At 63.6% G+C, this 25,686-nt stretch carries 26 protein-coding genes; all 26 read left to right on the forward strand.

The genetic code is table 11. The annotated features are described in order from the left end of the window. The first annotated feature begins 180 nt into the window (after window positions 1–180). The 26 genes from ABIA96_RS15420 to mtnK all read left to right on the forward strand — a co-directional run bounded on the left by ABIA96_RS15420 (window position 181) and on the right by mtnK (window position 25,654). Entirely contained in the window at window positions 181–696 is a 516-nt protein-coding gene (locus ABIA96_RS15420) for a MarR family winged helix-turn-helix transcriptional regulator (RefSeq protein WP_354137896.1), read from the forward strand. 187 nt (window positions 697–883) lie between these two features. Then, a complete protein-coding gene (locus tag ABIA96_RS15425) occupies window positions 884–3,133 on the forward strand; it encodes a TonB-dependent siderophore receptor (protein ID WP_354137897.1) in 2,250 nt (749 codons plus the stop codon). A gap of 22 nt (window positions 3,134–3,155) precedes the next feature. Beyond that, complete coding sequence (locus ABIA96_RS15430; protein ID WP_354137898.1) at window positions 3,156–4,292, forward strand: PepSY-associated TM helix domain-containing protein; 1,137 nt, start codon at window positions 3,156–3,158, stop codon at window positions 4,290–4,292. A 477-nt stretch (window positions 4,293–4,769) separates the two neighbouring features. Continuing rightward, window positions 4,770–5,135: an NADH-quinone oxidoreductase subunit A gene (locus ABIA96_RS15435; protein ID WP_092290902.1), complete on the forward strand. Its 366-nt coding sequence runs from the start codon at window positions 4,770–4,772 to the stop codon at window positions 5,133–5,135. Further along, window positions 5,126–5,713 (forward strand): NuoB/complex I 20 kDa subunit family protein, encoded by a 588-nt coding sequence (locus ABIA96_RS15440; protein WP_234683890.1) that lies wholly within the window; start codon window positions 5,126–5,128, stop codon window positions 5,711–5,713. The genes ABIA96_RS15435 and ABIA96_RS15440 overlap by 10 nt, the downstream gene beginning before the upstream one ends. Before the next feature lie 11 nt (window positions 5,714–5,724). After that, window positions 5,725–6,336: an NADH-quinone oxidoreductase subunit C gene (locus ABIA96_RS15445; RefSeq protein ID WP_354137899.1), complete on the forward strand. Its 612-nt coding sequence runs from the start codon at window positions 5,725–5,727 to the stop codon at window positions 6,334–6,336. Window positions 6,337–6,338: 2 nt separating this feature from the next. Beyond that, window positions 6,339–7,535, forward strand: coding sequence for an NADH-quinone oxidoreductase subunit D (locus tag ABIA96_RS15450; RefSeq protein WP_354137900.1), 1,197 nt, complete (start codon window positions 6,339–6,341; stop codon window positions 7,533–7,535). Continuing rightward, window positions 7,535–8,497, forward strand: a complete 963-nt coding sequence (locus tag ABIA96_RS15455; RefSeq protein WP_354137901.1) for an FkbM family methyltransferase — start codon at window positions 7,535–7,537, stop codon at window positions 8,495–8,497. Before ABIA96_RS15450 ends, ABIA96_RS15455 begins: the two co-directional genes overlap by 1 nt. Window positions 8,498–8,508: 11 nt before the next feature. Beyond that, a complete protein-coding gene (nuoE, locus tag ABIA96_RS15460; RefSeq protein ID WP_354137902.1) occupies window positions 8,509–9,120 on the forward strand; it encodes an NADH-quinone oxidoreductase subunit NuoE in 612 nt (203 codons plus the stop codon). After that, a complete protein-coding gene (locus ABIA96_RS15465; protein WP_354137903.1) occupies window positions 9,120–9,323 on the forward strand; it encodes a hypothetical protein in 204 nt (67 codons plus the stop codon). Before nuoE ends, ABIA96_RS15465 begins: the two co-directional genes overlap by 1 nt. Window positions 9,324–9,338: 15 nt before the next feature. Beyond that, window positions 9,339–10,664, forward strand: coding sequence for an NADH-quinone oxidoreductase subunit NuoF (nuoF, locus tag ABIA96_RS15470; RefSeq protein WP_354137904.1), 1,326 nt, complete (start codon window positions 9,339–9,341; stop codon window positions 10,662–10,664). A gap of 9 nt (window positions 10,665–10,673) precedes the next feature. Continuing rightward, window positions 10,674–10,925, forward strand: a complete 252-nt coding sequence (locus ABIA96_RS15475; protein WP_354137905.1) for a hypothetical protein — start codon at window positions 10,674–10,676, stop codon at window positions 10,923–10,925. A 13-nt stretch (window positions 10,926–10,938) separates the two neighbouring features. After that, window positions 10,939–13,014 (forward strand): NADH-quinone oxidoreductase subunit NuoG, encoded by a 2,076-nt coding sequence (gene nuoG, locus ABIA96_RS15480; RefSeq protein WP_354137906.1) that lies wholly within the window; start codon window positions 10,939–10,941, stop codon window positions 13,012–13,014. Window positions 13,015–13,018: 4 nt separating this feature from the next. After that, on the forward strand, window positions 13,019–14,086 hold the full coding sequence (gene nuoH / locus ABIA96_RS15485; RefSeq protein ID WP_354137907.1) for an NADH-quinone oxidoreductase subunit NuoH: 1,068 nt from the start codon (window positions 13,019–13,021) through the stop codon (window positions 14,084–14,086). A gap of 14 nt (window positions 14,087–14,100) precedes the next feature. Continuing rightward, window positions 14,101–14,589 carry an NADH-quinone oxidoreductase subunit NuoI gene (nuoI, locus tag ABIA96_RS15490; RefSeq protein ID WP_026232873.1) on the forward strand — a complete coding sequence of 163 codons (489 nt, stop codon included), beginning with the start codon at window positions 14,101–14,103 and terminating at the stop codon, window positions 14,587–14,589. 9 nt (window positions 14,590–14,598) lie between these two features. Next, a complete protein-coding gene (locus ABIA96_RS15495) occupies window positions 14,599–15,237 on the forward strand; it encodes an NADH-quinone oxidoreductase subunit J (RefSeq protein WP_354137908.1) in 639 nt (212 codons plus the stop codon). Then, complete coding sequence (gene nuoK, locus ABIA96_RS15500; RefSeq protein ID WP_008547737.1) at window positions 15,234–15,542, forward strand: NADH-quinone oxidoreductase subunit NuoK; 309 nt, start codon at window positions 15,234–15,236, stop codon at window positions 15,540–15,542. The genes ABIA96_RS15495 and nuoK overlap by 4 nt, the downstream gene beginning before the upstream one ends. 61 nt (window positions 15,543–15,603) lie before the next feature. Next, on the forward strand, window positions 15,604–17,679 hold the full coding sequence (gene nuoL, locus ABIA96_RS15505; RefSeq protein WP_354137909.1) for an NADH-quinone oxidoreductase subunit L: 2,076 nt from the start codon (window positions 15,604–15,606) through the stop codon (window positions 17,677–17,679). Further along, complete coding sequence (locus ABIA96_RS15510) at window positions 17,680–19,188, forward strand: NADH-quinone oxidoreductase subunit M (protein ID WP_354137910.1); 1,509 nt, start codon at window positions 17,680–17,682, stop codon at window positions 19,186–19,188. Window positions 19,189–19,210: 22 nt separating this feature from the next. Next, window positions 19,211–20,647, forward strand: a complete 1,437-nt coding sequence (gene nuoN, locus ABIA96_RS15515) for an NADH-quinone oxidoreductase subunit NuoN (protein ID WP_354137911.1) — start codon at window positions 19,211–19,213, stop codon at window positions 20,645–20,647. 1 nt (window position 20,648) lies between these two features. After that, window positions 20,649–21,455: a biotin--[acetyl-CoA-carboxylase] ligase gene (locus tag ABIA96_RS15520; protein WP_354137912.1), complete on the forward strand. Its 807-nt coding sequence runs from the start codon at window positions 20,649–20,651 to the stop codon at window positions 21,453–21,455. Next, window positions 21,455–23,125 (forward strand): ribonuclease J, encoded by a 1,671-nt coding sequence (locus ABIA96_RS15525; RefSeq protein ID WP_354137913.1) that lies wholly within the window; start codon window positions 21,455–21,457, stop codon window positions 23,123–23,125. The genes ABIA96_RS15520 and ABIA96_RS15525 overlap by 1 nt, the downstream gene beginning before the upstream one ends. 70 nt (window positions 23,126–23,195) lie before the next feature. After that, window positions 23,196–23,600 carry a methylmalonyl-CoA epimerase gene (gene mce / locus ABIA96_RS15530; RefSeq protein ID WP_354137914.1) on the forward strand — a complete coding sequence of 135 codons (405 nt, stop codon included), beginning with the start codon at window positions 23,196–23,198 and terminating at the stop codon, window positions 23,598–23,600. A gap of 9 nt (window positions 23,601–23,609) precedes the next feature. After that, on the forward strand, window positions 23,610–23,885 hold the full coding sequence (locus tag ABIA96_RS15535) for a DUF1467 family protein (RefSeq protein ID WP_354137915.1): 276 nt from the start codon (window positions 23,610–23,612) through the stop codon (window positions 23,883–23,885). 96 nt (window positions 23,886–23,981) lie between these two features. Further along, entirely contained in the window at window positions 23,982–24,329 is a 348-nt protein-coding gene (locus ABIA96_RS15540) for a hypothetical protein (protein WP_354137916.1), read from the forward strand. Between the two features lie 35 nt (window positions 24,330–24,364). Continuing rightward, window positions 24,365–25,654 carry an S-methyl-5-thioribose kinase gene (gene mtnK, locus ABIA96_RS15545; RefSeq protein WP_354137917.1) on the forward strand — a complete coding sequence of 430 codons (1,290 nt, stop codon included), beginning with the start codon at window positions 24,365–24,367 and terminating at the stop codon, window positions 25,652–25,654. Window positions 25,655–25,686 lie beyond the last annotated feature (32 nt).

Raw genomic sequence — 25,686 nt, forward strand, 5'->3', positions numbered from 1 at the left:
TGTTCCTCCCGCTGCTGGCCTTGGTGGCCGAGTCGCGTTTCGCGCGGTAACCCAGTGAAAAATAATTCGATGACAATGTCAACGATCTTGCAAGGTGCCTCTTGGTCGCATTCGGATCAAGCTGGGGAGGTTGCGCTACCAAGACTTGGCACGCCCTGGCTTTCTTGGCAGAGGTGGACCATGAGCCAGACATCGAGCAGGGACGGGCGCGCATCGTCCGATACGGACGATAATCACTCACCGGCGCCGATCACCGGGATGCTGTCATCACGGTTGATGGTGCTGGCCAATCTGCTCAAGCGCGGCGCGATCGTCCGCTACAAGCGTCTCGCCGGATTGTCCTCGGTCGAGTTCGGTCTCGTCGCCTCGCTCGGCCGGCGGCCACCGATGAGCGTGGCCCGGCTCGCCGAAGCCGTCGGTCAGGACAAGGGCCAGATCAGCCGGGCACTGGCCGAACTCGTCTCGCGCAAGTTGATCGCGAAGTCCGCGAATCCCAAAGACAGCCGCGAGGTGCTGGTGTCGCTGACGCCTGCGGGGCTTGCCGCGCATGATGCGATCGTCGAAGGCGCGCAGGAGCGCAACCGGATGCTGCTCGAGCAATTGAGCAATGACGAGTTGGAGACGTTGCTCGCGCAGATCGATCGTCTCACCGCGACTGCGGAAGCGATGCTCGAAGCCGAGAAAGTTTCGCGCTGATCGCGCAGCAATCCTTGGAAATATTCGAGTGCTTCTAAGAACGTCTCTAAGAGATGTTCTAAGAGCCATTCAATTAGGGGAACCGCGCTCTCTCACATAAGCGTCGCCTGGAACGCATGCCGTTGGGGGAACAACGGCATGACGCATCAGGCACACATGTTGGGGTGGCGCGTTGAACAGTCTTGGAATGCTGCGGTCGGCCGTATTGGTGACCGCGTCCGCTTTGGTTTTGATGCCGCGGGCATCGCTCGCACAATCGTCGGCACAAAATGGCGCGCAGAGCCTGCCACCGGTGAACGTGGCTGCGCCGGAGCAGCGCCGCCGCGCGGCCGTCCGTGCGCCGCGCCGGACGCAGGGCCCGGAGCAGACGGCCAATAGCCGGAAGCCGCAGCCCCAACGCAACGTCGGCGCCGTCGAGAATCCGCGTGGCCCGGTGCAGGGCTACGTTGCCCATCGCAGTTCGTCGGGCACCAAGACCAACACGCCGATCATGGAGACGCCGCAGTCGGTGTCGGTGATCGGCGCAGAGCAGATCCGCGACCAGAAGTCGATGAAGCTGGATGAGGCGTTGCGCTATACCGCTGGCGTACGCGCCGGTACCTTCGGCGCCGACACGCGCAACGACTGGTGGCTGATCCGCGGCTTCAAGTCCGACGACATTGGCCTGTTCCTCGACGGCATGCAGCTGTTTTACACCGCTTACGCGAGCTGGCGGCTACCGCCGTCCAACATGGAGCGCATCGAGGTGTTGCGCGGCCCGTCGGCCGTGCTCTATGGCGGATCGAGCCCGAGCGGCATCGTCAACGTCATCAGCAAGATGCCGCCGACCGAGCCTGTCCGCTATATCGAGGCTGGCGTCAACAATTTCGGCAATGCCTATGTCGGCTTCGATGTCGGTGGTCCCGTCGCGACCCAGCCCCAGGACGGCAAGCTGTTCTACCGTGTCGTCGGCGAAGTCAGGAACGGCGACACGCAGGTCAACTTCACGCCCGACAACAACTATTCGATCGCGCCGTCCTTCACCTGGAAGCCGGATGCCGACACCTCCTTCACGGTGCTTGCATTGGCGTCGAAGACCGACACCCGCGGCATCAACTTCCTGCCTTACCAAGGCACGGTGACGAACGCGCCATTCGGCAAGATCCCGACCAGCTTCTTTGCCGGCGATCCAAGCGTCGACAAATTCACGCGCGAGCAGGAGATGCTCGGCTACCAGTTCGAGCGCAATCTCACCGACGATCTGACGTTCCGGCAGAATGCGCGGTTCGCGCATATCGACCTGACCTATCGCGGCTATGTCGGCAGCGGCTGGACCGACATCAACACGGCCACCCTCGGCCGCTACAATTGGTACGCAAAAGACACCGCCAACCAGGCCAATCTTGACAACCAGCTCGAGTACCGATTCAACACCGGCCCGGTGAAGCACACGATGCTGTTCGGCGTCGATCTGAAGGGCTATCAGATCGACGACTACCAGGCGTTCAACTTCGGCACGGTGCCGTCGATCAACGTCTTCAATCCCGCCTACGGGACCAACATTCCGATTACCGGCGCGCCGTTCCGCAACTTCCTGATCACGCAGAAGCAAGCCGGCACCTATCTCCAGGATCAGATGAAGCTCGGCAACTTCACGCTGGTGCTGAGCGGCCGCAATGACTGGGTCGAGACGACGCAGGCAGCCCGCGACACCGGTGCAAATATTGCGCAACGCGACGACAGCAGGTTCAGCGGGCGCGCCGGGCTGATCTACAATTTCGACAACGGCATCGCGCCCTATATCTCCTATGCGACGAGCTACAATCCGATCATCGGCCTCAACGCGCAAAACCAGCTGTTCCTGCCCGAGACCGGCCGGCAGGCCGAAATCGGCGTGAAGGTCGCGCCCAAGGGATTTGACGGCTATTTCACCGCTTCGGTGTTCGACCTGAAGCGCCAGAATGTGGCGACGACAGATCCGTCGAACGTGCTGTTGCAGAACCAGACCGGCGAGGTGACCTCGCGCGGTGTCGAGCTCGAAGCGGTGGCCAACGCCACCAAGGAGCTGAAGCTGATCGGCGCCTTCACGTCGTACCATCTTTTCACCAGCAAGGACCTCGATCAGTCCCTGATCGGCAAGACACCGACCAACACGCCGGAAATGCTGGTCTCGGGCTGGGCAGACTACACCTTCAAGGACGGACCGCTCGCGGGATTTGGTTTCGGCGGCGGCGTGCGTTATGTCGGCTCCTCCTGGGCCGACGCAGCCAACACCCTTGAGGTCCCGGCGGTGGTACTCGGCGATCTCGCGGTACATTACGAATGGCAAAACTGGCGCACGGCAATCAACGTCACCAATCTGACCGACAAGGTCTACGTCGCGAGCTGCGCCTCGGATACGTCGTGCTTCTACGGCGATCGCCGGCGCGTGACGGGGAGTGTCTCTTACAAATGGTGAAGCCGGGCGTAGGGGGAGTTTCGTGAAGGCGCGCACGGTCAGGCTCTGGTCCGTGGTCCACACCTGGACCAGCCTGATCTCGACCCTGTTCCTGCTTTTGCTCTGCCTGACCGGCCTGCCGCTGATCTTCCATCACGAGATCGATGAGCTCCTGGGCTACGCCCCCCAGCCCGAAGCTCATGCGGGCGCGGCGCGTGCGACGCCTCAGATCGTTGCCGACGCCGCGCTCGCCGCCGATCCCGGCAAGGTTCTGCAATATGTGTCCTGGGACAAGGACGAGCCCGGGATCGTGATGGCGTTCACCAACAGCGCCCCGGACGGCGCGCCTGACAACGCGACCGTGCGCGCCTTCGACGCCGTCTCGGCCAAGCTGCTCGGGCCGGTCGGTGTCGGCCCGATGCTGATCGTGCTCAAGCTGCACACCGACATGTTCGCAGGCCAGGCCGGAAAGCTGTTCCTCGGCGCGATGGGGCTGTTGTTTGCCACAGCTATCGTCTCCGGCGTGGTGCTTTACTGGCCGTTCACCCGCCGCCAGCGCTTTGCCACCGTCCGCGACGGTGCCGCGCGCCGGGTCCGCTGGCTCGACTGGCACAATCTGATCGGCGTGGTGACGGTGGCCTGGGCGCTGGTGGTGGGCTTGACCGGCGTCGTCAACACCTGGGCCGAGCTGATGCTGAACCAGTGGAAGGCGACCGAACTCGCCAGCATGGTCGCGCCCTATGCCGGCAAGCCGCCGCCCGTGCATCTCGCCTCGCTCGACGACGTGGTCGCGCGCGCCAGGCAGACTGCCCCCGGCATGGAAGTCGCCTTCATCGCCTTTCCGGGCACGCCGTTCACGTCCTCGCACCATTTCGCCGCCTTTATGCGCGGCGACACGGCTTTGACCGCGCGGCTGTTGCAGCCGGTGCTGCTCGACGGCGAAACCGCGGAGGTCGCCGACAGCCGGGCGCTGCCGCTCTATCTCCAGGCGCTTTTGATCTCGCAGCCGCTGCATTTCGGCGACTATGGTGGCACGCCGCTCAAATTGATCTGGGCCGCGCTCGATATGCTCACCATCGTTGTGATCGGCAGCGGCTTCTATCTCTGGCTGGTGCGGCGGCGGAAGCGGGCGCCTCACCGCACCGACGCATTCACCAGACGAGGCCCGGTCCTTTCCTGATGCATGGCTCCCCCGACCGCGTGCGGCTGTGGATACGTGTCTTTGCTGCACCGGTGCTGCTCGCGGTTGCGACCATCACGGGTCTCCTGGCTGCGTTGCTTTGGGGAACAGTTGGCCAGTATGTCGCCTGGGTGACAGTCGGGGCGCCGGTACTGGTCGTTGCCTGGGTTTGGGTGCGCCACCGTCCCCCAAAAACCGGGCCATTGTCGCCGACGAACCACGGCCAATAGCCGGCGCGCCCTGTGCGCCGCGATCTCAGAACTGCTGCCCTGCAAAATTGTGGCCGGCCTTGCTGGGTCTGGCGATCTGCTCCATACCAGCGCGGGGTGATTCCGGGATTTCCACCGGTTTGGGAGCAGCAAAGGGCCTGAAATGAGCGTGTCTTGCGCCCATTGGTGCACTGCGCTAAGGCTCAGAACAATTCCAAACTGGACGAATCCGTGGCTGTCCCGAGGCTGCGGGAAAAGAGGCTCGTCAATGAGCGGCATTCTACAGAACTACCTTCCACTCGTCGTCTTCATCGGAGTAGCTGCGATCATCGGCCTGGTGCTGCTGATTGCCCCCTTCATCGTGGCGTTCCAGCAGCCGGACCCGGAAAAGCTCTCGGCGTATGAGTGCGGCTTCAACGCTTTCGACGACGCCCGCATGAAGTTCGACGTCCGCTTCTATCTGGTCGCCATCCTCTTCATCATCTTCGACCTCGAGGTGGCGTTCCTGTTTCCCTGGGCGGTGGCGTTCGGCAAGCTTGGCGCGACCGGCTTCTGGTCCATGCTGGTGTTCCTCGCCGTGCTGACGGTGGGCTTCGCCTATGAATGGAAGAAAGGCGCACTCGAATGGGATTGAACCCTGTGTCATCCGCTGGCCCGGCGATCGCGCCGGCTCCCAAGGGCATTCTGGATCCGTCGACCGGCCGGCCGGTCGGCGCCAATGATCCGTTCTTCCTCGAGGTCAATCACGAGCTGTCCGACAAGGGCTTCTTCGTGGCCGCGACCGACGACCTCATCACCTGGGCGCGCACCGGCTCGCTGATGTGGATGACCTTCGGTCTCGCCTGCTGCGCGGTCGAGATGATGCAGGTGTCGATGCCGCGCTACGACGTCGAGCGCTTCGGCTTCGCCCCGCGCGCTTCGCCGCGCCAGTCCGACGTGATGATCGTCGCGGGCACGCTGACCAACAAGATGGCACCTGCGCTGCGCAAGGTCTACGACCAGATGCCCGAGCCGCGCTACGTCATCTCGATGGGCTCCTGCGCCAATGGCGGCGGCTATTACCACTATTCCTACTCGGTCGTGCGCGGCTGTGACCGCATCGTGCCGATCGACATCTACGTGCCGGGCTGCCCGCCCACGGCGGAAGCGCTGCTCTACGGCGTGCTGCTGCTGCAGAAGAAAATCCGCCGCACCGGCACCATCGAACGCTAAGGTTTTACGTCATGGACGACGCCAAGCTCGACGCCCTGGGGCAGACGATCGTGAGCGCGCTTCCGGGCGCCGCCCTCGGTCATTCGGTGGCCTTCAACCAGCTCACGGTTGATGTCGAGGCCGGCAAGATCGTCGAGGTGGTCAAGTACCTCCGCGACGATCCGAACTGCCGGTTCATCAACTTCACCGACATCACGGCTGCGGACTATCCGTCGCGCGAAAAACGCTTCGATGTGATCTACCATTTCCTGTCTCCGGCCCTGAACACCCGGATCCGGCTCAAGGCCCAGGCTGACGAGACCACACAGGTGCCGTCGCTGATCGAGGTGTTCCCCGGCGCCGACTGGTTCGAGCGCGAGGCCTACGACCTCTACGGCGTGTTCTTCGTCGGCCACCCCGACATGCGCCGGCTCCTCACCGATTACGGTTTCGAAGGCCATCCGCTGCGCAAGGACTTCCCGACGACCGGCTTCCTCGAGGTCCGCTACGACGACCAGGAAAAGCGCGTGGTGTACGAGCCGGTCCGGCTCAACCAGGAATTCCGCAAATTCGATTTCCTCTCGCCATGGGAAGGGGCGGACTATCCGCTTCCCGGTGACGAGAAGGCGGGACCGAAGGTCTGACCATGAACGAGCAACCCGAACAGCTTCGCAATTTCACCATCAACTTCGGGCCGCAGCATCCGGCCGCGCACGGCGTGCTGCGCCTCGTGCTGGAGCTTGACGGCGAGGTCGTCGCCCGCGTCGATCCCCATATCGGCCTGCTTCACCGCGGCACCGAAAAGCTGATCGAGCAGAAGACCTATCTGCAGGCGATCCCTTATTTCGACCGGCTCGACTACGTCGCGCCGATGAACCAGGAGCACGCCTTCTGTCTGGCCGCCGAAAAGCTGCTCGGCATCGAGGTGCCGCGCCGCGGCCAATTGATCCGCGTGCTCTATTGCGAGATCGGCCGCATCCTGTCGCATCTTCTCAACGTCACCACGCAGGCGATGGATGTCGGCGCGCTGACCCCGCCGCTGTGGGGCTTTGAAGAGCGCGAGAAGCTGATGGTGTTCTACGAGCGCGCCTCGGGCAGCCGCATGCATGCGGCGTTCTTCCGCGTCGGCGGCGTGCATCAGGACCTGCCGCAGAAGCTGGTCGACGACATCGAGGCCTGGTGCGATCCGTTCCTCAAAGTCGTCGAGGATCTCGACCGTCTGCTCACCGCCAACCGCATCTTCAAGCAGCGCAACGTCGATATCGGCGTGGTGCCGTTGAAGGAAGCCTGGGAGTGGGGCTTCTCGGGCGTGATGGTGCGCGGCTCGGGCGCTGCCTGGGATTTGCGCAAGTCGCAGCCTTATGAGTGCTACGCCGAAATGGATTTCGACATTCCGATCGGCAAGAATGGCGATTGCTACGACCGCTATCTGATCCGCATGGAAGAGATGCGCCAGTCCGTGCGTATCATGAAGCAGTGCATCCAGAAGCTGAATGCGCCTGATGGCAAGGGCCCCGTCGTCGTCGAAGACAATAAGGTCGCGCCGCCGCGCCGTGGCGACATGAAGCGCTCGATGGAAGCGCTGATCCACCATTTCAAGCTCTATACCGAAGGCGTTCATGTGCCGGCCGGCGAAGTCTATACCGCCGTTGAAGCGCCCAAGGGCGAGTTCGGCGTCTATCTGATCTCCGACGGCACCAACAAGCCCTACAAGTGCAAGATCCGCGCGCCGGGCTTCGCCCATCTCCAGGCCATGGATCACATCTGCCGCGGCCATTTGCTCGCCGACGTCTCGGCCATTCTTGGTTCGCTCGACATCGTGTTCGGAGAGGTCGATCGGTGATGGCGCAGGCGCCAATCCAGTTTGACCGTGCCTCGGGGGCTCTTGAAGGGGCCAACCTGTGGGAGCGGACGGCTGCCTTGGCGCTGGTGACCGGATCCAAGATCTCGTCGCACTTCTCGCATATGGGCTACATCGCCTGCGCCAATTTGCTGGCGAAGACGCTGCCCAGGCGTGACATCGCGATCAAGCTCAACCCGGACGCCGTGTTCGAATTCCCGTACGGCGACGGTTATTGGAGCAAGCTGCTCAACCGATCCTACAGCTACGAGGACGAACTGGAGCTCTTGTTCGCGGACTCCATCGACGTCGATTACACGCTGCTCGATTGCGGCGCCAATTACGGCTACTGGTCGGTGCTCGTGTCGAGCAAGCCATTCGGCTCGCACAAGTCGATCGCGATCGAGCCGTCGGGCCAGAACTATCCGAAGCTCGCCAACAATGCGCGCGTCAACGGCAACCGCTTCGAGACCCTGAAATGCGCGATCGGCGCGGCCCGCGGCAGCGCGCGGCTGTCCGGCACCAAGCACGAGGCTTTCAGCATTGCTGGTGAGGCGTCTGACGGCGGCGAGGAAGTGCCTGTTCTCGCGCTCGACAATCTGATCGACGACGGCAAGGTTTCCGCCAACGGCAAGTACCTGATCAAGCTCGACGTCGAAGGCGTCGAGATCGAGGCGATCAAGGGCGGCGCTCGGCTGCTCCAGACCGACAGCGTCATCATGTGCGAGGAGCACGGCAGCGACCGCTCTCATGCGGTTTCGCGCTACATCCTCGAGCAGACCCCAATGAAGCTGATCGTGCTCGATCCGCGCACCAACCGGCTGGAGACCGTGACCGAGCTGTCGATCCTCGACCGCATCAAGGTCTCGACCCACGTCGGCTACAATGTTTTCGGCACCGCAAGCGCATTCTGGCAGGACAGGATCAATGCCCTGAATGCGAAAACCGCGCGCCGCATGCAGTGAGAGATTAAGACATGTCCGTTCGCCGATTAGCACCGAAGGAAGTCCAGCCCGCGAGCTTTGCGTTCACGGACGAGAACCTCGCGTTCGCCAAGCAGCAGATCGCGAAATATCCGGCGGGCCGGCAAGCTTCCGCCGTGATCGCGATCCTCTGGCGCGTCCAGGAACAGCACGATGGCTGGGTGTCTGAGGCCGCGATCCGCGCCGTCGCCGACCTGCTCGACATGGCCTATATCCGCGTGCTCGAAGTGGCGACCTTCTACACGATGTTCCAGCTCGCCCCCGTCGGCAAGAAAGCCCACGTCCAGGTTTGTGGCACCACGCCGTGCCGCCTGCGCGGCGCCGAAGACCTGATCCATGTCTGCGAGAGCCGGATCCATCACGATCCCTTCCATCTCTCCAAGGACGGCAATTTCAGCTGGGAGGAGGTGGAGTGTCTCGGTGCCTGCGTGAACGCGCCGATGGTGCTGATCGGCAAGGACACCTATGAGGACCTGACCAAGGAAACTTTCGGCAAGGTGCTCGACGGCTTCGCCTCGGGCAATCCGCCGAAGCCCGGTCCGCAGAACGGTCGCCAGTTCTCCGCGCCGGCGGGCGGGCCGACCACGTTGAAGGAGACCTCCTGATGGGTCTTCCGTCTCAGGCGAACCGGGGGAGCGAAGCCGTGCAGAAATGGGGCTTCGTTGCCATGCATGCCGCGCTCGCGGCCGCCTTCATGTTCCTGCTGCAGCGCTTCGTGATGAACGCGACGCAGGAAACCAGTCTGCTCTGGGCGCTGACCTTCGCCGTCTGCGCCGCCGGGCTTGCCTACAAGCAAGCCAACCGTTGATCGGAAAGCACTGACATGCTCGAGGACAAGGACCGCATCTTCAAGAACCTCTACGGCCTCCATGATTGGGGGCTCGAGGGCGCGCGGCGCCGCGGTGCCTGGGACGGCACGAAGAATATCATCGACAAGGGCCGGGACTGGATCATCAACGAGATGAAGGCGTCCGGCCTGCGCGGCCGCGGCGGCGCCGGCTTCCCGACCGGCCTGAAATGGTCCTTCATGCCGAAGGAATCCACCGACGGTCGTCCCAGCTATCTCGTCGTCAACGCCGACGAATCCGAGCCCGGCACCTGCAAGGATCGCGAGATCATGCGGCACGATCCGCATCTCCTGATCGAGGGCTGCCTGATCGCCAGCTGCGCGATGAACGCGCACGCCTGCTACATCTATGTCCGCGGCGAGTTCATCCGCGAGCGCGAGCATCTCCAGGCCGCGATCGACCAGGCCTATGAGGCCAAGCTGGTCGGCAAAGACAACGTCAACGGCTGGCCGTTCGACATCTACGTCGCGCACGGCGCCGGCGCCTATATCTGCGGCGAAGAAACCGCGCTGCTCGAGAGCCTCGAGGGCAAAAAGGGCCAGCCGCGCTTGAAGCCGCCGTTCCCGGCCAACGTCGGCCTGTTCGGCTGCCCGACCACCGTCAACAACGTCGAGTCGATCGCGGTCGCGCCGGACATCCTGCGCCGCGGCGCGGCCTGGTTCGCCGGCATCGGCCGTCCGAACAATGTCGGCACCAAACTGTTCTGCATCTCCGGCCATGTCGAGCGGCCCTGCAACGTCGAAGAAGCCATGGGCATTCCGTTCCGTGAGCTGATCGAGAAGCATTGCGGCGGCATCCGCGGCGGCTGGGACAATCTCAAGGCCGTGATCCCCGGCGGCTCGTCGGTGCGCATGGTGCCGGCCGAACAGATCATCGACACGCCGATGGATTTCGACTCCTTGAGCAAGCTGCGCTCGGGCCTCGGCACCGCGGCCGTGATCGTGATGGACAAGTCGACCGATCTGATCCGTTCGATCGCCCGCATCTCCTATTTCTACAAGCATGAGAGCTGCGGCCAGTGCACGCCGTGCCGCGAGGGCACCGGCTGGATGTGGCGCGTACTCACCCGCATGGCCGACGGCCGCGCCCACAAGCGCGAGATCGACATGCTGCTGGAAGTCACCAAGCAGGTCGAAGGCCACACCATCTGCGCGCTCGGCGACGCAGCCGCATGGCCGATCCAGGGCCTGATCGCGCATTTCCGTCATGAGATCGAAGCGCGCATCGACGAATATTCGCACAAGGCCGACATTGACGATATCGGCGTCCGCGATCCCGTGAACATGGTCGCGGCGGAGTAGGAGAGATCGATGACGGAGCAGCCGGACAACATCGTGCTCGTGTATCTTCGTCGCCTGGACGAGAAATTCGACCGCATGGCAGCGGACGTCAGCGATATCAAGACTCGCGTCACGAACGTCGAGGAGAGAATTGGGCATGTTGACCTGAGGCTTGCCCAGGTCGATATCGCGGTTGCCGGGATCAATCGGCGAATTGACCGTGTCGAGGCTCGGCTTGATCGTATCGAGCGTCGCCTCGATCTCGTCGAACTGCCGCACTGAGAGAGACTGACGTATGACCAAGCTCATCATCGACGGCAAAGAGATCGATGTCCCCGCCGAGTACACGCTGCTTCAGGCGTGCGAGGCGGCCGGCGCCGAGATTCCGCGCTTCTGCTATCACGAGCGGCTGTCGATCGCCGGCAATTGCCGGATGTGCCTCGTCGAGGTGAAAGGTGGCCCGAAGCCGGTCGCAAGCTGCGCCTGGGGCGTGCGCGATTGCCGTCCGGGCCCGAAGGGCGAGCCGCCGGAAATCTCCACGCGTTCGCCGATGGTGAAGAAGGCACGCGAAGGCGTGATGGAATTCCTTCTGATCAACCATCCGCTGGACTGCCCGATCTGCGACCAGGGCGGCGAGTGCGATCTGCAGGACCAGGCGATGGGCTATGGTGTCGACACCAGCCGCTTCGCCGAGAACAAGCGCGCGGTCGAGGACAAATATCTCGGCGCGCTGGTCAAGACCTCGATGAACCGGTGTATCCAGTGCACGCGCTGCGTCCGCTTCTCGGCGGAAGTTGCCGGCGCCCCCGAGATGGGCGCGACGGGGCGTGGCGAGGACATGGAGATCACGACCTATCTCGAGCACGCGCTGACGTCGGAACTGCAGGGCAATCTCGTCGACATCTGCCCGGTCGGCGCGCTGACCTCGAAGCCTTATGCCTTCGCGGCGCGCCCGTGGGAGCTCGGCAAGACCCAGTCGATCGACGTCATGGACGGCGTCGGATCTGCGATCCGCGTCGACACCCGCGGCCGCGAGGTGATGCGCGTGCTGCCGCGCATCAACGAGGCCGTGAACGAGGAGTGGATCTCCGACAAGACCCGCCACGTCGTCGACGGTCTGCGCACCCAGCGCCTCGACCGGCCCTATATTCGCGAAGCCGGCAAGCTGCGCGCGGCGAGCTGGCCCGAAGCTTTTGCTGCGATCACTGCGAAAGCCGCGCGCACCGATGGCAAGCGCATCGGCGCGATCGCGGGCGATCTCGCCGGCGTCGAAGAGATGTTCGCGATCAAGGATCTGCTCGCCAAGTTCGGCTCGGCCAATTTGGCGGTGCAGGGCGGCGACGCCTTCGATCCCGCGCTCGGCCGCGGCTCCTACATCTTCAATCCGACGCTGGCGGGCGTCGAGCAGGCGGACGCGCTGCTCATCGTCGGCGCCAATCCGCGCAAGGAAGCGGCGGTGTTCAACGCCCGCATCCGCAAGCGCTGGCGCGCCGGCGGCTTCAAGGTCGGCGTGATCGGCGCCAAGGCCGACCTGACCTACGATTATGATCATCTCGGCGCAGGCACCGAGACGCTCGGTGAGCTCGCGGCCGGCAAGCATTCCTTCATGGACGTGCTGAAGAACGCCAAGAACCCGATCATCCTGATCGGCGCGGGTGCGGCTTCACGTCACGATGGCGCCGCCATTCTCGCCGCCGCCGCCAAGCTCGCACTCGACGTCGGCGCGGTGAAGGACGGCTGGAACGGCTTTGGCGTGTTGCACGAGAGCGCCTCGCGCGTCGGTGCGCTCGACATCGGCTTTGTCGCCGGTGGGGGCGGGCTGAACGCCGCGCAGATGACGACCTTCGGCACGCTTGACCTGCTGTTTCTGCTCGGCGCCGACGAGATCAAGGCGCCGGACGCCACCTTCGTCGTTTACATCGGCACTCATGGCGACCGCGGCGCGCATCGCGCCGACGTGATCCTGCCGGCGGCCGCCTACACCGAGAAGTCGGCGATCTACGTCAACACCGAAGGCCGCGTGCAGATGACCGGCCGCGCCGCGTTCCCGCCGGGTGAAGCCCGCGAGGACTGGGCGATTGTCCGAGCGTTGTCGGAGGCGCTCGGCAAGAAGCTCGGCTACGACTCGTTATCGGCGCTGCGCCAGGCGATCTTCAAGGCGGTGCCGCATCTGATCCGTCTCGACCAGATCGAGGCCGGTGCAGCCGACCAGATCAAGAAGCTGGCGGGGAAGGGCGGCTCGCTCGAGAAGGCGCCGTTCAAGGCCCTCGTCGAGGACTTCTATTTGACCAACCCAATCGCGCGTGCGTCCGCCGTGATGGCGGAATGCTCGCGGCTTGCCTCCGGGCAGATGCTGACCGCAGCGGAGTGAGCCGATGGAATTCTTCGAAAGCGCATTCTGGACCGGATTCCTCTGGCCGCTGATCATCATGATCGCGGAGAGCGTCATGGTGCTTGTCATCCTGCTGGTCGCGATCGCCTACATCCTGCTTGCCGACCGCAAGATCTGGGCGGCGGTGCAGATCCGGCGTGGCCCCAACGTGGTCGGGCCCTGGGGCCTGTTCCAGTCCTTCGCCGATCTCCTGAAGTTCGTGCTGAAGGAGCCGATCATCCCGTCCGGCGCCAACAAGGGCGTATTCCTCCTTGCGCCCTTGGTCTCGTGCGTGCTCGCGCTCGCCGCTTGGGCGGTGATCCCGACTAATCTCGGTTGGGTGATCTCCGACATCAATGTCGGCGTCCTCTTCATCTTCGCGATCTCGTCGCTGTCGATCTACGGCATCATCATGGCCGGCTGGTCGTCGAACTCAAAGTACCCGTTCCTGGCCGCGCTGCGCTCCGCGGCGCAGATGGTGTCCTACGAAGTCTCGATCGGCTTCGTCATCATCACGGTGCTGCTCTGCGCCGGCACGCTGAACCTCTCGGCCGTGGTAGAGGCCCAGCATATCCGCGGCCTTGCCAGCCTGATCGGGCTGCCGCAGCTGACCATCCTGAACTGGTATGTCTGGCCGCTGTTCCCGATGTTCGTGGTGTTCTACGTCTCGGCGCTGGCGGAAACCAACCGTCCGCCCTTCGACCTCGTCGAAGCGGAATCCGAGCTCGTCGCCGGCTTCATGGTCGAATACGGCTCGACGCCGTACCTGCTGTTCATGCTCGGCGAGTATGTCGCGATCGTCACGATGTGCGCGATGGCGACCATCCTGTTCCTCGGAGGCTGGCTGCCGCCGGTGGACCTGCCGCCCTTCAACTGGGTGCCGGGGATCATCTGGTTCTCGCTCAAAGTCTTCTTCATGTTCTTCCTGTTCGCGATGGCAAAGGCGATCGTGCCGCGCTACCGCTACGACCAATTGATGCGTCTCGGCTGGAAGGTGTTCCTGCCGCTGTCGCTGGCGATGGTGGTCGTGGTGGCCGGCGTGCTGCAATTCGCCGGCATCGCGCCGAAGTGAGGGCCGTCATGGGTATCAACATCAACGCCACTGCACGCTCGCTTCTGCTGTCGGAATTCGTCTCGGCGTTCTTCCTCGCCATGCGCTATTTCTTCCAGCCGAAGCCGACGCTGAATTATCCGTTCGAGAAGGGCCCGATCTCGCCGCGCTTCCGTGGCGAGCATGCCCTGCGCCGTTATCCGAACGGTGAAGAGCGCTGCATCGCCTGCAAGCTGTGCGAAGCGGTCTGCCCGGCGCAGGCCATCACCATCGAAGCCGGCCCGCGCCGCAACGACGGCACTCGCCGCACCGTGCGCTACGACATCGACATGGTGAAGTGCATCTATTGCGGCCTCTGCCAGGAGGCCTGTCCGGTCGACGCCATCGTCGAAGGTCCGAATTTCGAGTTCGCGACCGAGACCCGCGAGGAACTGTTCTATGACAAGGCCAAGCTGCTCGCCAATGGCGACCGCTGGGAACGCGAGATCGCGAAAGCGATCGAGCTCGATGCGCCTTACCGGTGAGATGAGAGCATGATCCTTCCCGCGCTGTTCTTCTATCTCTTCGCCGGCGTCTGCGTCGCCTCGGCGGTGATGGTGATTGTCTCGCGCAATCCCGTTCACTCCGTGCTGTACCTGATCCTGGCCTTCGTCAACGCCTCCGGCCTGTTCGTGCTGATGGGCGCCGAATTCCTCGCGATGATCCTGATCGTCGTCTATGTCGGCGCGGTTGCGGTGCTGTTCCTGTTCGTGATCATGATGCTCGACGTCGACTTCACCGAACTGCGCGAAGGCTTCATCCAGTACCTGCCGGTCGGTGTGGTGATCGGCGGCATCTTCCTGTTCGAACTGCTCTTGACCGTCGGCGCCTGGGTCATCAACCCGACCGTGAGCAAGACCATCACGGCGCCTATCCCGACCAACGTGTCGAACACCGAGGCGCTCGGTCTCGTGCTCTATACGAAGTATGTCCACTACTTCCAGCTCTCGGGCATGGTGCTGCTGGTCGCCATGATCGGCGCCATCGTGCTGACGCTGCGCCACAAGGCGAGCGTGAAGCGGCAGGACATCAACGTTCAGAACGCACGCACGCCCGAGATGGCGATGGCGATGCGCAAGGTGACGTCGGGGCAGGGGCTGCAGGACAGCGACGCGGCGGAGTGGGTGAAATGACGATCGGGCTCGGACATTATCTGGCGGTCGGCGCGATCCTGTTCACGCTCGGCATCCTCGGCATCTTCCTGAACCGCAAGAATATCATCGTCATCCTGATGTCGATCGAGCTGATCCTGCTCTCGGTCAATATCAACCTGGTGGCATTCTCGACCTTCCTCGGCGACATCGTCGGTCAGGTCTTCGCGCTGCTGGTCTTGACCGTTGCGGCCGCGGAGGCCGCGATCGGTCTCGCCATCCTGGTGGTCTATTTCCGCAACCGCGGCTCGATCGCGGTTGAGGACGTCAATCTGATGAAGGGCTGATCGCATGATCCGGAAAAGTGGACACCGGTTTTCCGACCAGATCATGCGGAAAGAGTAAGTCATGGTTCAGGCAATTGTTTTCCTGCCGCTGCTGGGCGCCATTCTGGCCGGCCTGATCGCGCTGTTCGGCGCGCATGCCCGCAGCCCCTCGGGCGACACGGTCGAGCATCACGATGATCACGGCCACGGCGACGCGCATGCGTCGGCGGCCCATGACGATCATGGCCACGATGATCATGCGCACGACGACCACGGCCCGGTCGAGCCGGCTGCGGCGGGCTCGCGCGGCGCCGAGCTGATCACCACGGCGTTCCTGTTCGTGGCGGCGGCGCTGTCCTGGATGACGCTGGTCGATGTCGGCTTCAATGGCCACGACGCCCGGATCCAGCTCCTGCCCTGGATTTTCTCTGGCGACCTTCAGGTCTACTGGACGCTGCGCGTCGACACGCTCACCGCCGTGATGCTGGTGGTGGTGACGACCGTGTCCTCGCTCGTGCACCTCTATTCCATCGGCTACATGGACGAGGATCCGTACCGGCCGCGCTTCTTCGGCTATCTCTCGCTGTTCACCTTCGCCATGCTGATGCTGGTGACCGCGGATAATTTGGTGCAGCTGTTCTTCGGCTGGGAAGGCGTCGGTCTGGCGAGCTATCTGCTGATCGGCTTCTGGTACCAGAAGCCGTCGGCGAACGCCGCCGCGATCAAGGCCTTCGTGGTCAACCGCGTCGGCGATTTCGGCTTCGCGCTCGGCATCTTCGCGATCTTCTACCTGACGAACTCGACCGATTTCGAGACCATCTTCCATGCAGCTCCCGGCCTCACAGGCAAGACCATCGACTTCCTCGGCTGGCATGCCGATGCGCTGACCCTGACCTGCCTGCTGCTGTTCATGGGCGCGATGGGCAAGTCGGCGCAGTTCCTGCTGCACACCTGGTTGCCGGACGCGATGGAAGGCCCGACGCCGGTGTCGGCGCTGATCCACGCCGCGACCATGGTCACCGCCGGCGTGTTCATGGTGGCGCGCCTGTCGCCGCTGTTCGAGCTCGCCCCGAACGCCCAGGCCGTGGTGATGTTCTTCGGCGCCACCACCGCGTTCTTCGCGGCGACCATCGGTCTTGTCCAGAACGACATCAAGCGCATCGTCGCCTATTCGACCTGTTCGCAGCTCGGCTACATGTTCGTGGCAATGGGAGCAGGGGCCTATTCGGTCGGCATGTTCCATTTGTTCACGCACGCCTTCTTCAAGGCGCTGCTGTTCTTGGGCTCCGGCTCGGTGATCTACGCGATGCACCACGAGCAGGACATCCGCAACATGGGCGGCCTGTGGAAGAAGATCCCGTACACGTTCGCGGTGATGACCGTCGGCACCCTGGCGCTGACCGGCTTCCCGCTGTTCGCCGGCTACTTCTCCAAGGACGCGATCATCGAGGCGGCCTATGCCTCGCATAATCCGTTCTCGACCTACGCCTATCTGCTGACGGTCGTGGCGGCCGGCCTGACCTCGTTCTATTCCTGGCGTCTGGTGTTCAAGACCTTCTTCGGCGAACCCCACGATCAGGAGCACTACGAGGCCGCGCACGAGAGCCCGATCTGGATGCTGATCCCGATCGGCGTGCTGGCGGTCGGCTCGGTCCTCGCCGGCTTCCCGTTCAAGGAGCTTTTCACCGGACCTCACGGCGTGGAAGAGTTCTTCCGCGAGTCCGTGAAGATGAACCCGCATATCCTCGAGGATATGGAGCACATGCCGCATCTGTTGGGCTGGCTGCCCTTCCTGATGATGGTCGGTGGCTTCCTGGTGGCCTACACCTTCTACATCCGCAAGCCGTACCTGCCGGTCGAGCTCGCGAACACGCAGCCGATGCTCTACAAGTTCCTGCTCAACAAATGGTACTTCGACGAGCTCTACGACCTCATCTTCGTCCGTCCGGCGAAGTGGATCGGCTACCAGCTCTGGAAGAAGGGCGACGGCTTCATCATCGACGGCTTCGGTCCCGACGGCATCTCGGCACGCGTGCTTGATATCACCCGCAACGTCGTGAAGATCCAGACCGGCTATCTCTATCACTACGCCTTCGCCATGCTGATCGGCGCCGCCGGCCTGATCACCTGGTTCATGTTCGGCTTTGGAGGCCAGTAAATGACAACCTGGCCCATTCTTTCGGTCACGACGTTCCTGCCGCTGGTCGGCGCGCTGATTGTCTATCTCAGCCGCGGCGATGACGAGGCATCCAAGCGCAATTCGCGCTGGATCGCGCTGTGGACCACGCTGATCACCTTTGCGGTGTCGGTGATCCTCGTCATGCGCTTCGACCCGTCGAATGCCGACTTCCAGTTCGTCGAGAAGGCGAACTGGCTCGCGACCGGCATCACCTACCACATGGGTGTGGACGGCATCTCGCTGCCGCTCATTATCCTGACCACCGCGATCATGCCGTTCTGCATCATCGCGAGCTGGAAGGCGATCACCAACCGCGTCCGCGAATACATGATGGCGTTCCTGATCCTGGAAACGCTGATGATCGGCACCTTCTCGGCGCTCGATCTCGTGCTGTTCTATCTGTTCTTCGAAGGCGGCCTGATCCCGATGTTCCTGATCATCGGCGTCTGGGGCGGTCCGCGGCGGGTCTACGCGTCGTTCAAGTTCTTCCTCTATACCCTGCTCGGCTCGGTGCTGATGCTGCTCGCCATCATGGCGCTGTACTGGAACGGCGGCACCACCGACATCCCGACCCTGATGCATACCGCCGTGCCGCGGTCTTTGCAGACCTGGGCCTGGCTCGCCTTCTTCGCTTCGTTTGCGGTGAAGATGCCGATGTGGCCGGTGCACACCTGGCTCCCCGACGCGCACGTCGAGGCGCCGACCGCGGGCTCCGTGGTTCTCGCCGCGATCCTCCTGAAGATGGGCGGCTACGGCTTCCTGCGCTTCTCGCTGCCGATGTTCCCGCTGGCCTCGCATGATTTCGCGCCGCTGGTGTTCACGCTCTCCGCCATCGCCATCATCTACACCTCGCTGGTGGCGCTGATGCAGGAGGACATGAAGAAGCTGATCGCGTACTCGTCAGTGGCGCATATGGGCTTCGTCACCATGGGTATCTTCGCCGGCACCATGCAGGGCGTCGCCGGCGGCGTGTTCCAGATGATCTCGCACGGCATCGTCTCCGGCGCGCTGTTCCTCTGCGTCGGCGTCGTCTACGACCGCATGCACACCCGCGACATCGCGGCCTATGGCGGCCTCGTCAACCGGATGCCGCTTTATGCGCTGACCTTCATGATCTTCACCATGGCCAATGTCGGTCTGCCCGGCACCTCGGGCTTCGTCGGCGAGTTCATGACGCTGCTCGGCACCTTCAAGGTCTCGGTCCCGACCGCGTTCTTCGCCACCTTCGGCGTGATCCTCTCGGCCTGCTACGCGCTGTGGCTCTACCGCAAGGTCGTGTTCGGGGCGCTGGTCAAGCCGTCGCTGGCGAGCATGAAGGATCTCACCCTGCGCGAATGCGTGACGCTGTTCCCGCTGATCGCGCTGACGATCCTGTTCGGCATCTATCCGAAGCCGGTGCTCGACATCTCGGCGGCCTCGGTCCAGCAACTCGTCAACAATTACAACACCGCTGTGACGGCCGTGAAGGCCGCCGCACTGCTCCAGTGATCGGGCAGGTCAGGATATCGCCATGAGCTTTACGACTGCAGGTTATCAACTGGCGCCGGTGCTGCCCGAGCTCGTGCTCGCGATCGGCGCCATGGCGCTTCTGATGCTCGGCGCCTATCGCGGGCAGGGGACCACCAGCACGGTCACGACGCTGGCGGTGCTGCTCCTGATCGTGGTTGGCGTGCTCGAATACATGCTGCCCGCGGGCAAGCAGGTGACTTTCGGCGGCAGCTTCATCGTCGATGATTTTGCCCGCTTCATGAAGATCCTGGCCTTGGTCGGCTCGGCGGTGACGCTGGTGCTGTCGACCGAGTTCCTGTCGGATCCGTCGCGACGGATTTTCGAATACGCGATCCTGGTGCTGCTCTCGACACTCGGCATGATGGTGCTGATCTCGGCCGGCGATTTGATCTCGCTCTATCTCGGCCTCGAACTGATGTCGCTCGCGCTCTACGTCGTGGCGTCCTCGAACCGTGACAACGCCAAGTCGACCGAAGCCGGCCTGAAGTATTTCGTGCTCGGCGCGCTGTCCTCGGGCATGCTGCTATACGGCGCCTCGCTGATCTACGGCTTCACCGGCACCGTGACCTTCAGCGGGATCGCGACGGCTGCGACCGCCGCGAATGTCGGCCTCGTGTTCGGCCTGGTCTTCCTGCTCGCCGGCCTCTGCTTCAAGGTCTCGGCCGTGCCGTTCCACATGTGGACGCCGGACGTGTATGAGGGCGCCCCGACCCCGGTCACCGCCTTCTTCGCCTCCGCGCCGAAGGTCGCAGCGCTCGCGGTCTTCACCCGCGTCACGCTCACCGCGTTTCCCGGCATCGTCTCGCAATGGCAGCAGATCCTGGTGTTCGTGGCGATCGCCTCGATGGTGCTGGGGTCGTTCGCCGCGATCGGCCAGAGCAACATCAAGCGCCTGATGGCGTATTCCTCGATCGGACATATGGGCTTCGCGCTGGTCGGTCTTGCCTCCGGCACCGTCGAGGGCGCGCAGGGCGTGCTGATGTACATCGTGATCTATGTCGCGATGACGCTCGGCTCGTTCTCGATCATCCTCGCCATGAAGCGCAACGGCCAGGCCGTCGAGCAGATCAGCGATTTCGCCGGTCTCTCGCGCACCAATCCGCTGCTCGCCTTCATGTTCGCGATGCTGCTGTTCTCGCTTGCGGGCATTCCGCCGCTCGCCGGCTTCTTCGCTAAATGGTACGTCTTCGTCGCCGCCATCAAGGCGAATTTGTTCACGCTCGCCGTGATCGGCGTGCTCTCCAGTGTGGTGGGCGCCTATTATTATCTCACCATCGTCAAGACGATGTATTTCGACGAGCCGGCCGGTCGGGTCGATCCGGTGCGCGTCGAGGTCAAGACGGTGCTGGCGGTCGCAGGCCTGTTCAACATCCTGTTCGCGGTGTTCGCGGGTCCGGTGGTGACCGTTGCTGCCGCCGCCGCCAAGTCGTTGTTCTAGGATGGGGTTCGCGCTCGGTCCTCGTGCATCCGCCGCGGGCTACAAGCTCGCGGCTCTGGAACGGACCGGCTCGACCAACGCTGATGCGATCGAAGCGGCACGCGCCGGCGAACGCGGCCCGATCTGGTTCGTGACCTCAGAGCAGACCGCCGGCCGCGGGCGCCGCCAGCGTCCCTGGATCGCGCCAAAGGGCAATCTCGCCGCCAGCGTCCTCGAAGTCGTCGATGTGGCGCCGGCCGTGGCGGCCACGATCGGCTTTGCCGCCGGGCTGGCCGAGGAAGCCGCTCTTGAGAAAGTCAGCCTCGAGGCCGCGCTGCGGCTTGGCCCTGACCGGCCCCGATACGCCCTGAAATGGCCGAATGACGTTCTTGCCGATGGCAAGAAGCTGGTCGGCATTGGCCTCGAGGCGGAAGCCGTCGGCGACCGCTTGGCCATCGTCGTCGGCATCGGCACCAACGTGATCGCAGCCCCCGAGGGCACGCCGACGCCGGCCGTGTCGCTCGCGGCCCTCGGCGTCCAGATCAGCGCTGAAGAGCTGTTTTCTGCGCTCACCGATACCTGGGTCGCGTTTCGCGGTATCTGGGACAATGGTCGCGGCTTTGCCGAAATCCGCAAGTTGTGGCTGGAGCGCGCCGCGGGCCTCGGCGAGCCGGTTGCGATCAACACGGGAGCGATGATCCTGGAAGGCATTTTTGACACGATCGACGATACCGGCTGCCTGATCGTCCGCACCGCGGAGGGCCGGCGCGTGCCGGTGGCCGCGGGCGAGGTGTTCTTCGGCCCGGTCCGTTCGGCAGGAGCTGCGTGATGGCGAGACCCGACGAATTGGTATTCGCGCCGCTCGGCGGTGTCGGCGAGATCGGCATGAATTTGTCGATTTACGGCCTTGGCAACCGGCAGCAGCGCTCCTGGCTGGCAGTCGATCTCGGCGTCTCCTTCGGCGACGAGGAGCATCTGCCCGGCATCGATCTGATCATGCCGGACATCAGCTTCCTGGAGAAGGAGCGCAAGAACCTGATGGGCCTGGTGCTGACCCACGCCCATGAGGATCATTTCGGCGCCATCATCGATCTCTGGCCCAGGCTGAAATGCCCGATCTATGCGACGCAATTCAGCGCAGCGCTGTTCGAGGCCAAATGCGCCGCCGAGCGCAATGCGCCGAAGATCCCGGTGACGGTGGTGCCGTCAGGCGGCCGTGTCGATGTTGGCCCGTTCAACGTCGAGTTCATTCCGGTCGCGCATTCGATTCCGGAAGCGCATGCACTTGCGATCCACACCGAGGCCGGCATCGTGCTGCACACCGGCGACTGGAAGATCGACCCGACCCCGACGCTGGGGCGTCCCACCGACGAGAAGCGGCTGCGCGAACTCGGCGAGGAGGGCGTGCTCGCTTTGATCGGCGATTCCACCAATGCCGTGCGCGACGGCCGCTCGCCGTCCGAAGCCGAGGTTGCGCGGACCATCATCGACCTCGTCAAATCAGCCAAGGGCCGTGTCGCGGTCACGACCTTCGCCTCCAACGTCTCGCGCATCAAGGCCGTCGCCGAAGCCGCGAAGGCCGCGGACCGCGAGGTCGTCGTGGTCGGCCGTGCCATGGAGCGGGTCACGCAGGTGGCGCGCGAGTGTGGCTATCTCGACGGCGTGCAGAGTTTCCGTTCGCCCGAGGTCTACGGCCATCTGCCGCAGGACAAGGTGCTGGCGCTCTGCACCGGCAGCCAGGGCGAATCCCGCGCAGCACTGGCCCGCATCGCCAATGACGACCATCCCGAGATCACGCTGAACCGCGGCGACAGCGTGATCTTCTCCTCGCGCACGATTCCCGGCAACGAGAAGGCCGTCGGCGCGATCATCAACAATCTGGTGCTGCAGGGCGTCGAGGTCCTCACCGACCGCGACCATCTGGTCCACGTCTCCGGCCATCCCCGCCGCGACGAGCTGCGCGACATGATTTCATGGGTGAAGCCGCAGCTTCTGATCCCGGTCCATGGCGAGGCGTTGCACCTGAACGAGCACGCCAAACTCGCGCGCGCTGCCGGCGTGCCCCGTGTGCTGGTCATTCGCAACGGCGACCTCGTCAAGCTCGGCCCCGGCGATCCCGGCATCGTCGGCGAAGTGCCCTCGGGCCGGCTCTACAAGGACGGCACCATTCTGGAGGATTCAAAGTCCCGTGCGGTGGTCGAGCGCCGCCGCATGGCGTTCTCCGGCTGCGCCTTCGTCGCCATCGCCATGACCGCGCAGGGCGAGCTCGCCGACGATCCCGAGGTCGATCTGGTCGGCGTCCCCGAGAAGAACCGGGCCGGTGAGCCCTTGGACGACATCGTCTTCGACGCCGTGATGTCCACGATCGAGGGCCTGCCGAAGGCGCGCCGCAGGGATCCGGATGCGCTGGCTGAATCGGTGCGACGCGCCGTACGGTCCGTCATCAACGAACATTGGGGCAAAAAGCCCCCCTGTCTGGTACACGTCCTGACAGTCTAATTGTCTGGGCATGATCTTGTCGGAAAACCGCTTCGCACTTTTCCGGATCATGCTTGAAGGGAGAAGAACGATGCTGGGCCGCCTCAACCATGTGGCGATCGCCACAAAGGACGCCATCAAGGCTGCGAAGATCTATGGCGCGGCGTTCGGCGCGGAGATTTCGGGGGCCGTCGCGCTGCCCGAGCATGGCGTCACCACCGTGTTTGCGACGCTGCCCAACACCAAGATCGAGTTCATCGAGCCGCTCGGCGAGGCCTCGCCGATCGCAAAGTTTCTCGAGCGCAATGCCGATGGTGGTATTCACCACGTCTGCTACGAAGTCGTCGACATCATCGCCTCGCGCGACACGCTGGTGAAAGAGGGCGCGCGGGTCCTCGGTGACGGCGCGCCCAAGATTGGCGCGCACGGCAAGCCAGTGCTGTTCCTGCATCCGAAGGATTTTTCCGGCGCGCTCGTCGAAATCGAGCAGGCATAGGGCTGGATCATGGCCGCTCAGATCTCAACCGGGCTCGCGATCTACTTCGTCATTTGGTGGCTCGCGCTGTTCCTGACGCTGCCTTTCGGCGTGCGCAGCCAGCACGAGGATGGCGTCGGCGCGCCCGGCACCGACCCTGGCGCACCGGTCCTGACCGGCATGAAGCGCAAGCTGTTGTGGACCACGATCATCTCGGCGATCATCTATGGTCTCGGGCTTGCAGCCTATCAGGCGGGCTATCTCTCGATCGAACGGCTGTCGAGATTGATGGGAATGCCGTTCTAGTTTCACCTCTCCCGAAGGGGGAGAGGTGTCGCGGCAGACCTTGTTTGGTCTCATCAACTGCTTGGAATTTCGTGCTTGTTTTTGTTGGGGGAACGAATGACTTTTCAGAGGATCGTCGCCGCGCTTCTGGTGCTGATCGTCGCCGGCATTGGCGGCATCGGCTATTTCGAGTGGAAGATGGCTGTGCAGGTGCGAACGCTGAAGGCGTTCGTTGAGGGCTATGTCTTCAACGAGGCGGTTGCGGCCTGCGAGCAGGTCAAGAGCTCGACGCCGTTCAAATGGAACGGCGGCAAGAGCACCTCGGTCATTGGCCTGAACTCGGCCAAACTGGACAAATACACCGTCAGCGCCAGCTACACGCTGGTGGCGGACAACGTCTATTGTGATTACGATCCCATCAAAAGAAAGGCCGAGATCGGCTCGAGCTTCCTGGAGCGGGAGTAACGATCCGGCCGTGCCAAGCATGGGATGGGATCGTCATGGCGCAAGGGCAGGCGGGGGACTATCGAATTCTGCAGGAAGCGGCCTTGCGGGACCATCTCGCGGGCCTGCCTGATATCGCGGCGCTCCTTGGCGGCGAGCCGGCTGCCTGGGCGATCACCGAGGTCGGCGACGGCAATCTCAACCTCGTCTTCATCGTGAAGGGTACAAGCGGCGGCATCGCCGTGAAGCAGGCGCTGCCCTACGTCCGCCTCGTCGGCGAGAGCTGGCCGCTGCCGCTGTCGCGGGCTCATTACGAATATCTCGCTTTGTCTCGCCAGGCGCAGCTTGCGCCCGGCCTCGTGCCCGCCTTGCTGCATCACAACGAGGTGCTGGCGCTCACGGTGATGGAGCTGCTCGAGCCCCACATCATCATGCGCAAGGGGCTGGTCGCAGGCACGCAATATCCGCGCTTCGTCGACGAGATCACGACGTTCATGGCGCGGACGCTGTTCCACAGCTCAGACCTTGCGCGCACAGCCGCCGAGAAGAAGGAGGCCATCGCCGCCTTCGCCGGCAACCATGCGCTGTGCAAGATCACCGAGGATCTGATCTTCACCGATCCCTACCGCATCGCCGAGCAGAACCGCTGGACCGCGCCGTATCTTGATGGCCTCGCAGCAAGCCTGCGCGACGACATGGAGCTGCATGTCGCGGTCTCTCGCCTGAAGCTGAAATTCATGGCGAGCCCCGAGGCGTTGTTGCATGGCGATCTCCACACCGGATCGATCATGGTGACGGAGAGCGAGACGCGGGTGATCGATCCCGAATTCGCGTTCTACGGCCCGATGGGTTTCGACGTCGGCGCCGTGCTGGCGAATCTCCTGATGGCTTATTTTGCTTCAGCCGGTCACGAGCGCTCGCCTGGCGAGCGGCAGGCATTTGAGAGCTGGGTGCTGGAGACCGTCGAGAAAGTCTGGATCGAGTTCGCGCGAAAGTTCATCGACCTCTGGCGGTCGGAGGCCGGCGGCGACGCCTATCCGATCTCGCTCTTCGCCGGCGAGAAGGGCGCTGCGCGCCTTGAGATCGAGCGGCAGGCCTACATGCAGCGGCTGTTCACCGACACCGTCGGCTTCGCCGCCGCAAAGACCATCCGCCGCATCTTTGGCCTCGCCCACAACATCGACTTCGAGCTGATCGAGGATCCCAGGAAGCGCGCGATCAGCGAAGCCCGCGCTGTGCGGCTCGCACGCGCAATGATGGTGGAGGCGGCGGCGTTTCGCACGATCGCCGACGTCGCAGGCGCCGCGCGGAAGCTGCGGGATTGGCAGCCGGAGTTGTCAAGCTGACACAGGCTCCAGGGAGGAGCGCACCTCCACAC

Source organism: Bradyrhizobium sp. LB11.1 (assembly GCF_040549385.1).
Taxonomy (GTDB): domain Bacteria; phylum Pseudomonadota; class Alphaproteobacteria; order Rhizobiales; family Xanthobacteraceae; genus Bradyrhizobium.

What these genes read in the sequence shown, in the direction of transcription:
- ABIA96_RS15420 (WP_354137896.1), top strand. Translation starts at nt 181, where the DNA reads ATGAGCCAGACATCGAGCAGGGACGGGCGCGCATCGTCCGATACGGAC.
- ABIA96_RS15425 (WP_354137897.1), top strand. Translation starts at nt 884, where the DNA reads ATGCTGCGGTCGGCCGTATTGGTGACCGCGTCCGCTTTGGTTTTGATG.
- ABIA96_RS15435 (WP_092290902.1), top strand. Translation starts at nt 4,770, where the DNA reads ATGAGCGGCATTCTACAGAACTACCTTCCACTCGTCGTCTTCATCGGA.
- ABIA96_RS15440 (WP_234683890.1), top strand. Translation starts at nt 5,126, where the DNA reads ATGGGATTGAACCCTGTGTCATCCGCTGGCCCGGCGATCGCGCCGGCT.
- ABIA96_RS15445 (WP_354137899.1), top strand. Translation starts at nt 5,725, where the DNA reads ATGGACGACGCCAAGCTCGACGCCCTGGGGCAGACGATCGTGAGCGCG.
- ABIA96_RS15450 (WP_354137900.1), top strand. Translation starts at nt 6,339, where the DNA reads ATGAACGAGCAACCCGAACAGCTTCGCAATTTCACCATCAACTTCGGG.
- ABIA96_RS15455 (WP_354137901.1), top strand. Translation starts at nt 7,535, where the DNA reads ATGGCGCAGGCGCCAATCCAGTTTGACCGTGCCTCGGGGGCTCTTGAA.
- nuoE (WP_354137902.1), top strand. Translation starts at nt 8,509, where the DNA reads ATGTCCGTTCGCCGATTAGCACCGAAGGAAGTCCAGCCCGCGAGCTTT.
- ABIA96_RS15465 (WP_354137903.1), top strand. Translation starts at nt 9,120, where the DNA reads ATGGGTCTTCCGTCTCAGGCGAACCGGGGGAGCGAAGCCGTGCAGAAA.
- nuoF (WP_354137904.1), top strand. Translation starts at nt 9,339, where the DNA reads ATGCTCGAGGACAAGGACCGCATCTTCAAGAACCTCTACGGCCTCCAT.
- ABIA96_RS15475 (WP_354137905.1), top strand. Translation starts at nt 10,674, where the DNA reads ATGACGGAGCAGCCGGACAACATCGTGCTCGTGTATCTTCGTCGCCTG.
- nuoG (WP_354137906.1), top strand. Translation starts at nt 10,939, where the DNA reads ATGACCAAGCTCATCATCGACGGCAAAGAGATCGATGTCCCCGCCGAG.
- nuoH (WP_354137907.1), top strand. Translation starts at nt 13,019, where the DNA reads ATGGAATTCTTCGAAAGCGCATTCTGGACCGGATTCCTCTGGCCGCTG.
- ABIA96_RS15495 (WP_354137908.1), top strand. Translation starts at nt 14,599, where the DNA reads ATGATCCTTCCCGCGCTGTTCTTCTATCTCTTCGCCGGCGTCTGCGTC.
- nuoK (WP_008547737.1), top strand. Translation starts at nt 15,234, where the DNA reads ATGACGATCGGGCTCGGACATTATCTGGCGGTCGGCGCGATCCTGTTC.
- nuoL (WP_354137909.1), top strand. Translation starts at nt 15,604, where the DNA reads ATGGTTCAGGCAATTGTTTTCCTGCCGCTGCTGGGCGCCATTCTGGCC.
- ABIA96_RS15510 (WP_354137910.1), top strand. Translation starts at nt 17,680, where the DNA reads ATGACAACCTGGCCCATTCTTTCGGTCACGACGTTCCTGCCGCTGGTC.
- nuoN (WP_354137911.1), top strand. Translation starts at nt 19,211, where the DNA reads ATGAGCTTTACGACTGCAGGTTATCAACTGGCGCCGGTGCTGCCCGAG.
- ABIA96_RS15520 (WP_354137912.1), top strand. Translation starts at nt 20,649, where the DNA reads ATGGGGTTCGCGCTCGGTCCTCGTGCATCCGCCGCGGGCTACAAGCTC.
- ABIA96_RS15525 (WP_354137913.1), top strand. Translation starts at nt 21,455, where the DNA reads ATGGCGAGACCCGACGAATTGGTATTCGCGCCGCTCGGCGGTGTCGGC.
- mce (WP_354137914.1), top strand. Translation starts at nt 23,196, where the DNA reads ATGCTGGGCCGCCTCAACCATGTGGCGATCGCCACAAAGGACGCCATC.
- ABIA96_RS15535 (WP_354137915.1), top strand. Translation starts at nt 23,610, where the DNA reads ATGGCCGCTCAGATCTCAACCGGGCTCGCGATCTACTTCGTCATTTGG.
- ABIA96_RS15540 (WP_354137916.1), top strand. Translation starts at nt 23,982, where the DNA reads ATGACTTTTCAGAGGATCGTCGCCGCGCTTCTGGTGCTGATCGTCGCC.
- mtnK (WP_354137917.1), top strand. Translation starts at nt 24,365, where the DNA reads ATGGCGCAAGGGCAGGCGGGGGACTATCGAATTCTGCAGGAAGCGGCC.